This is a genomic window from Jatrophihabitans sp. (assembly GCF_036000465.1).
Taxonomy (GTDB): Bacteria; Actinomycetota; Actinomycetes; order Mycobacteriales; family Jatrophihabitantaceae; genus Jatrophihabitans.
Window position 1 is genome coordinate 82,514 of record NZ_DASYFV010000046.1, and the last position, 7,509, is coordinate 90,022.

8 protein-coding genes and 2 tRNA genes are annotated in these 7,509 nt (G+C 68.5%); all 10 read right to left on the minus strand.

Features of this window, described 5'->3' with window-relative positions:
• Position 1: 1 nt before the first annotated feature.
• Positions 2-1,903: a S53 family peptidase gene (locus VGN18_RS15490; RefSeq protein WP_327540606.1), complete on the minus strand. Its 1,902-nt coding sequence runs from the start codon at positions 1,901-1,903 to the stop codon at positions 2-4.
• A gap of 264 nt (positions 1,904-2,167) precedes the next feature.
• On the minus strand, positions 2,168-3,292 hold the full coding sequence (locus tag VGN18_RS15495; RefSeq protein ID WP_327540607.1) for an SPFH domain-containing protein: 1,125 nt from the start codon (positions 3,290-3,292) through the stop codon (positions 2,168-2,170).
• Between the two features lie 27 nt (positions 3,293-3,319).
• Positions 3,320-3,562: a hypothetical protein gene (locus VGN18_RS15500; protein WP_327540608.1), complete on the minus strand. Its 243-nt coding sequence runs from the start codon at positions 3,560-3,562 to the stop codon at positions 3,320-3,322.
• 212 nt (positions 3,563-3,774) lie between these two features.
• Complete coding sequence (locus tag VGN18_RS15505) at positions 3,775-4,122, minus strand: type II toxin-antitoxin system PemK/MazF family toxin (protein WP_327540609.1); 348 nt, start codon at positions 4,120-4,122, stop codon at positions 3,775-3,777.
• Positions 4,109-4,339: a ribbon-helix-helix domain-containing protein gene (locus VGN18_RS15510; protein ID WP_327540610.1), complete on the minus strand. Its 231-nt coding sequence runs from the start codon at positions 4,337-4,339 to the stop codon at positions 4,109-4,111. The genes VGN18_RS15505 and VGN18_RS15510 overlap by 14 nt, the downstream gene beginning before the upstream one ends.
• 127 nt (positions 4,340-4,466) lie before the next feature.
• Positions 4,467-4,539: transfer RNA gene (locus tag VGN18_RS15515), tRNA-Ala, on the minus strand.
• Between the two features lie 6 nt (positions 4,540-4,545).
• Positions 4,546-4,677 (minus strand): DLW-39 family protein, encoded by a 132-nt coding sequence (locus tag VGN18_RS15520; RefSeq protein WP_327540611.1) that lies wholly within the window; start codon positions 4,675-4,677, stop codon positions 4,546-4,548.
• Between the two features lie 55 nt (positions 4,678-4,732).
• Positions 4,733-4,806, minus strand: a tRNA-Ile gene (locus tag VGN18_RS15525).
• Positions 4,807-4,895: 89 nt separating this feature from the next.
• On the minus strand, positions 4,896-5,489 hold the full coding sequence (locus tag VGN18_RS15530) for a DUF3566 domain-containing protein (RefSeq protein ID WP_327540612.1): 594 nt from the start codon (positions 5,487-5,489) through the stop codon (positions 4,896-4,898).
• Positions 5,490-5,596: 107 nt separating this feature from the next.
• Positions 5,597-7,509 (minus strand): DNA gyrase C-terminal beta-propeller domain-containing protein (locus tag VGN18_RS15535; protein WP_327540613.1); only part of this gene is annotated, 1,913 nt, incomplete at its 5' end.

A 7,509-nucleotide genomic window follows, 5' to 3' on the forward strand; every position in this document is an offset into this window, starting at 1 on the left:
GCTAGCTGATGGCGGTCAACCACTTCGGGTTCGGCGCGCCGACACCCGTGGTCAGGTCGTAACCCCGCGTGGTGCGCAGGGTGCTGTCCTGATCGAAGGTGCGCACCGAGTAGCTCAACCCGTCGGTGCCGTCGATGCCGTTGACGAAGTCGACGCGGACGTCGCCGGCCTGCGGCGGGTTGCCCTTCACGTCGGTGAACGCCGTCGCCTGCTGCGCGTAGATGGTCGGGTTCAGCAGACCCACCGCGTGACCGGCCTTCTGCAACGACAGCGCGGTCATGCCGGCGAACAGCGGCGACGCCAGGCTGGTGCCACCGATGCGGTACTCGTCGTAGTAGACGCCGTTCGGGAAGGTCTGCGTCTCACCGACGAGCATGCCGGTGTTCGGGTCGCCGTCCATCGCGACGTCGGGGTCCTGGCGGTACGGGCTCGACGTCGTGCCGGCCTGGTACGCGGGCTGCTGGAACAGCGACGACGTGCCGCCGCCCGAGCCGTACAGGTAGCCGACCGGGTTCCAGCTCTTGGCGTCCGAGGAGAGGCTGTACTTCGCGGTGCCCCAGCCCGTCTGGAAGGCGATCTTGCCGTTCGCGCCGATCGCGGTGGACGTGCCACCGACGCTGGTCACGTACGGGTCCGAGGTCGGGTAGTCGGCCTGCTTGATGCCGCTGTTCGCGAGCTCGTCGCCGTTGTCGCCCGAAGAGAACAGGAAGCTGGTGCCCTCGGCCGCGCCCTGCACGAATACCGCCTCGTAGGCGGCGACGCCGTCAGCCGACTCGTTGGCCTCGAGGTCGCCCCACGAGTTCGAGACGAGCTGCGACGTGCCGTCGTCGACGACGGTGGCCAGGGCGTCGAGGAAGTCGGCGTCGTTGCAGCTGGCCGAGGCGTAGTAGTGGATCTTCGCGCCCGGAGCCATCGCGTGCACCGCCTCGACGTCGAGCGTCTCCTCGCCGTACCAGCCCGACGGACCGCAGGTCTTCTGGTTGGTGAACTTGGCCGGCTTGGTCTGGGTCAGCTGGCCCGGCGCGTAGGAGCCGTCGCCGTGGTTCACCGCGTAGGTGTTGGCGTCCTTCGCGATCGTCGGCGCGGCGTAGGCGTCGGTGATCGCGACGGTCACGCCGGTGCCGTCGAGGGCGGTGTTGCCCTCGTAGGCGGCCCGGAACTGCGGGCCGGTGTACCCGCACGGGGCGTAGGAGAGTGTCTGGCCGTTGAAGGTCGGCAGCGGGGTCTTGAAGTCGGCCTGGTACTTGGCCGCGACCTGACCGTAGTAGCGCGAGCAGGGCCGCGCGTTACGGAAACCGTCCGGCGCCGGGGCAGCCTGCTTGGTCGCGGGCTTGGCGATCTTCGGCGTGGTGTCGAGACCGGTGACGGTCAGGATCGACGACGCCAGGGTCGACGGCACGCTGAGCGTGCCGGCCGGGGCCTGGACGTTGCGCCCGTTGTGGCTGTAGCGCTCGATCTGCGCCCCGAACGCTTTCTCGGCCGCCCGGACGGTGCCGGTGATCGAGACGTAGCGGTTGTGGGCGCCGACGGCGTTCACGGTGAGGCCGGCCGAGCGGAGGTAGGACGACACGGACCGGACCGTCGCCGACGTGGTGCCGAAGCGGGCCCGGTACTGCGCCGCGGTGAGGAAGTGCCCGTACGCGGCCGTACCCGGCGTCGATGCGGCGGTGGCGAACCGCTGCACCGCGGCGAGCCCGCCGTTGGGCGCGAGGTAGACGCGGGCACTGATCGCCGCGGAGTTGCCGGCGGCGCCGAGATGCTTCGCGTGGGCGGTCCAGGCCGGCTTGGTGTTCGGTACTGCTTTTGCACTCGGCGCGGCCGATGCCGCACCGGTCGACGTCAGCGCCGAGGCGACCACGGCACCGGTGGTGACGATCGCCGCGGTGATGCTGCGTTTCTGCATACTGCCTCCACTCATGAGGATGAGAACCGCGCGCCGCCCGAGGGTTTCCCGGTTCGCACACGAGCGTCCAACTTATGGGCAATCCTGAGGATCAGCGGAGATTCAGGTGTCCGCTACCTGCACGGCAGGTTGTTCTTCCCGTTCACACAGGTGAGATCGATGTCAGACGTGGTTCTGAGCTGATCACGCTGCGCTGTCCGGTTAGGGCGTCGGATCACCGATCCGTTGCCCTGGGCCACCTGTGGCCTGTCGCGGCGGACCGGGCTACGCGTCGGGGTCCGTTCCCTCGATCGCGCGCTGGTCCTTGTGCTTGTCGGTGCCGACGTTGCCGCGCAGGGTGTCGAAGATCGCGAGCCCCTGGCCGACGAGGCCGGAGACGACCTCGGAGAGGCCGTCCGAGCCGTTGAGCAGGGTGACGTTGGCGTTCGCGAGTCCGCCCGCGGCCTTCTCGACGATCAACGGCAGCTGCTCGATGAGCAGTTGGTCGAGCGCAACCCGGTTGCTCGACGCCGCCGCCGCGGCCTGGATCTCGGTGCGCTCGGCGTCGGCCCTGGCCAGGATTCGGACGCGTTCGGCCTCGGCCTCGGCGGGCCGCACGACTTCGGACACGAGCTGCTGCTGGCGCAGTTCGGCCTGCCGCTGGGCCAGGCGGGTCTGCTCGTCGATGACCTCCTGCTGCGCCTGGGCCTGGGCGAGCGGTCCGGCCTGCGCCGCCTTCTGCTGCGCCGCCTGCGTCTCGGCCTGGTACCCGGCCCGGGTCACCGCGGTGTCGCGCTCGTACTCCGCCTGCATCCGCAGCGACTGCTGCTGCGCCTCGGCCGCGGCCTGGTCTGCGGCGGCCTGGGCGATCTGGGCCTTCTGCTGGATGGCGGCGTTGTGCGGCGCCGCCATCGCCTTGATGTAGCCGAGACCACCGTCGTCGATCGATTGGATCTGCAGGGCGTCGACGATCAGCCCGATCTTGGCCATCTCCTCCTTCGACCCGTCGAGCACCTCGGTCGCGAGCTTCTGCCGCTCGGTGATGATCTCCTCGACCGTCATCGAGCCGATGATCGAGCGCAGGTGGCCGGCGAAGATGCGTCCGGTCAGCGTCGCCATCTGGTTCTGGTCGGACAGGAAGCGCTGCGCGGCGTTGACGATCGACTCGGGGTCGTTGCCGATCTTGGCCGCGATCACCGCCTTCACCGACAGCGCGATGCCCTGCCGGGTCACGCACGGTTCGTCGACCTCGGCCTCGAACATCGACAGGGTCAGGAAGGCGTACTTGCGCACGAAGGGGAGCACGAACGCGCCGTGGCCGGTGACGACCCGGAACGGCGCGTCACCCCCGGACTTGCCTCCCGAGATGAGCATCGCCTCGTCGGGGGCGGGAACGTGGTAGCCGAACATGATGCGGTCTCCTTCGACGGCGGTGGGTCAGAGTTCGAGCAGGTTCTCGACCGGATCGGCCCACGGGAGCACGATCACGGTCCTCGGTCCGAGCGTCTGGACGACGATGACCGGCTGACCCTTGTCCAGCGGCTCGGCCGAGCGCGCGATGAAGGTCTCGGTGCCCCCACGGATGCGGAGCTCGACCTCGCCGGGACCGTCGGCGCCGCGCGTCGCCGTGGTGATCCGTCCCGCCAGCCCGATCGGCGAATCCTCACCCAGGGACGTCACGAGAAGAACCGCGCATCGGGGACGACGGTGATCACCACGCGCGGAGACTACTCCCGGGACGCCGGCACTACGACCGGGTCACGGGACGTCCGCTGCGTCGACACGTCGCACCACGACGGCGGCAGAGGTCGGTCTTGCTGGCGTGCGCTTCCGCGGGCGACGACCTGGCGGCGCTTCGCGCTGCAGCGCCGCGGGACTCACCTGATCCGCACCTACAGCTGGAGATGCAGCCGTAGGGCGGCGTCGAGCTCGAGCATCAAGGGTGCGGGCACGCTGGCCACGACCGGACCGAGTCGCTCGACGCTGACCGAGCGAACCTGCTCGGCCTGAGCCTTGGAGTCGACCCGAAGGCCGGTGCTCCCGGCCGGCAGGAGAGTCTGGAACGGGAACACCCGGGTGACGTTGCTCGTCACCGGAACGATGGTGACGACGCCGCGGCCCGCGCGTTCGGCGGCGAGGTTGGCGCGGTCGTTGCTGACTACAACGGCGGGCCGTCGTTGGTTGGACTCGCTACCGCGGACCGGTTCGAGATCGGTCAGGCAGATGTCACCGCGACGCATCAGACAGCCCGTCGCCGGCGGTGCTCTCCCACGCAGCGTGGTCGCCGGAGGCGGTCCATTCATCCCACGCCGCGGTGTAGTCCTGGTCGAGATCGGGGTGGCGCAGTAACCGGATCGCGCGCTGGACCGCGGCCGAGCGGGACGGGAGGCCGGCGGCGCGGGTGTACTCGTCCAGCACGGCGAGGTCGTCGTCGGAGAGGCTGATACTGAGTTTCACACCTTGATGCTACCCGGGTCATACCGACGTCGAGCGACAGGCTCGATATCTTCGTCCCGACGAAATAGGCACCGGAAACGGTGGCGAGGACCCATGCCGCAGGTGCAACTCCGGTGCCGTCAGTCTGTGGAGACGAGGGGAATCGAACCCCTAACCCCCGCCTTGCAAAGGCGGTGCTCTGCCAATTGAGCTACGTCCCCGAGGGGTCAGCGCGAGGCGTCCGAGGTGGCTTCGCGCCAGAGTGTCGCGGCGTCGGCCTGGGCCTGCTTGCGCCGGTTGGCGGCGACGAGGGCAGCGGCCGCGGCGGCGATGAGCAGGAACGGCTTCTTCACTCGCACCTCCCGGAGACTACGCCGCCACCGGCAGCATCGGCCGGCATCGGCCGGTACGCGGTGGGCCTGGGAGGACTTGAACCTCCGGCCTCATCCTTATCAGGGATGCGCTCTAACCGTCTGAGCTACAGGCCCGCGAACTGCGACGAGTAAGACTATCGGGCGGCAAAGCCGGGCCACAAACCAGTACCGGTGACGTCGCGCACCGGGCCGGCTGGTAGGGATCAGCGTTCGGAGAGCGTGACCTCGATACCGCCGACGAGATCGGCGCAGAGGTTGTAGACGACCGAACCGACCGTGCTCAGCGCGATGAACAGCACGATGTTCACGACGCCGATGATCGCGGCCGCGCCGAACACGATGCCGGCGGTGACAGGAGGCTGGGAGCCGGCGCCGTTGATCGTGGTCACCGTGTCGTTGATCTTCTGGATGATCCCGGCGCCGTCGAGGATGCCGAAGAGCACACCGACGACGATCAGCCACACGAAGAACAGCGCGATCGACAGGACGCAGGAGAACTTCAGCACGGTCCACGGGTTGATGTGGCGCAGTTGCAGCCGGGCCCGGCGAGGGCCACGGGCCCGGGTCTGGCGGGCCGAACGCGGCGTCGACGCGGTACTGGTGTCGGCCGAGCGTGAGTTCGTGCTGGGGACGAAGGGCATCGAGCCGGTCGGCGCGTCGGCCGGGGCCTGGCCCGGGGCGGTCGACGTCGAACCCCAGCGGGCTCCGGTGTCGGCGGGGGCGTGGCGGGCAGCGGAGACGGAGCCGAAATCGGTGGTTCGTGGCGCGGTCTGCCCGCTCTGGGGCGATTGCGTCATGTCACTCCGTCCTCCGACGCGGTCTCGCATCGGTCACCGACGCGCCTGTCGCGTCTGCCTTGCTATACCCGGCCCGGGCGTGATCCTCGCGCCGGCCGGCCGCTCGGTCACTCCTGGTCGTCGGGCTCGTCCGCGTTACGGGCGATGGCAACCACATTGACACCATCCGGGAGGTTCATCAATCGAACGCCCATCGTCTGCCGCTGGGCCCGACGCACCTCCGAAGCCTTCGTACGGATCACTACGCCGTCGGACGTGATCGCGAAGATCTCGTCCTTCGGCGCGACGACCATGGCTCCGACCAAGCCGCCTCGAGTGGACACGATACGCGCGGTGAGCACGCCCTTGCCGCCTCGGCCCTGAACCGGATACTCCCCGATGCGCGTCCGCTTGGCGTATCCACCCTCAGTGGCGACCAAGATTTCGGCGTCCTCGTCGCGCACGACCTCCATCGCCAGGAGTTCGTCACCCGGGTTGAATCTCATGCCGAACACGCCCGACGTCGCCCGTCCCATGGGCCGCAGCGCCTCGTCGTCGGCGGTGAACCGGATCGACATCGCCTTGCGGCTGACCAGGAGCAGGTCGTCGGTCGCCGAGATCAGCGCGGCATCGATGAGCTCGTCGTCATCACGCAGATTGATGGCGATGACGCCGCCGCTGCGGTTCGAATCGAAGTCGGTCAGCTTTGTCTTCTTCACCAGGCCGTGCTTCGTGGCCAGCACCAGGTAGGGCGCGACCTCGTAGTTCTTCAGCGTGATGACCTCGGCGATGGTCTCGTCCGGCTGGAAGGCCAGCAGGTTCGCGACGTGCTGGCCGCGGGCGTTGCGGTTCGCCTCCGGCAGCTCGTAGGCCTTCGCCCGGTAGACCCGACCCTTGTTGGTGAAGAACAGGATCCAGTCGTGGGTGGACGTGACGAAGAAGTGCGCCACCAGGTCGTCGGTACGCAGCGCCGCGCCCTGCACGCCCTTGCCTCCGCGGCGCTGGGCCCGGTACAGGTCGGTCTTGGTGCGCTTCGCGTAGCCGGTGCGCGTGATCGTGACGACCACGTCCTCCATGGCGATGAGGTCTTCCATCGACACGTCGCCGTCGTGCGGGATGATCCGGGTCCGGCGCTCGTCGCCGTACTTGTCGACGATCTCGTTCATCTCGTCGCGGATGATCTGCCGCTGCCGGCCCGGCTTGGCCAGGATGTCGTTGTAGTCCTCGATCTCGGCGGCGATGCGGTCGTGCTCGTCGATGATGCGCTGCCGCTCGAGGGCGGCCAGGCGGCGCAGCTGCAGGTCGAGGATCGCAGTCGCCTGCGTGTCGTCGATCTCCAGCAGTTCCATCAGTCCGGTGCGTGCTGCGTCCGCCGACGGTGCATTGCGGATGAGCGCGATGACCGCGTCGAGCTGGTCGAGCGCCTTGAGCAGGCCGCGCAGGATGTGCGCGCGCTCCTCGGCCTGCCTGAGCAGGAACTGGGTGCGCCGGACGATGACCTCGACCTGGTGATCGACGTAGTGCGAGACGAACTGGTCGATGCGCAGCGTGCGCGGCACGCCGTCGACGATCGCCAGCATGTTCGCACCGAACGTCGTCTGCAGCTGGGTGTGCTTGAACAGGTTGTTCAGCACGACCTTCGCTACTCCGTCGCGGCTGAGCGTGATGACGATGCGCATGCCGATGCGGTCGGAGCTCTCGTTGTGGATCGCGCGGATTCCGCCGATCTTCTTCTCGTTCACCAACCCCGCGATCGATTCGACGAGGTTGTCCGGGTTCACCTGGTAGGGCAGTTCGGTGACGACCAGGATCGTGTTGTGCCGGTCGTCCTCCTCGACCTCGACGACCGCGCGCATCCGGATCGACCCGCGTCCGGTGCGGTAGGCGTCCTCGATGCCGTCGCGGCCGACGATCAGACCCTTGGTCGGGAAGTCCGGGCCCTGGACGAGCTCGATGAGCTTCTCGAGCAGTTCCTCCGGCGACGCGTCCGGGTGATCGAGTGCCCAGGTGACGCCGGAGGCGACCTCGCGCAGATTGTGCG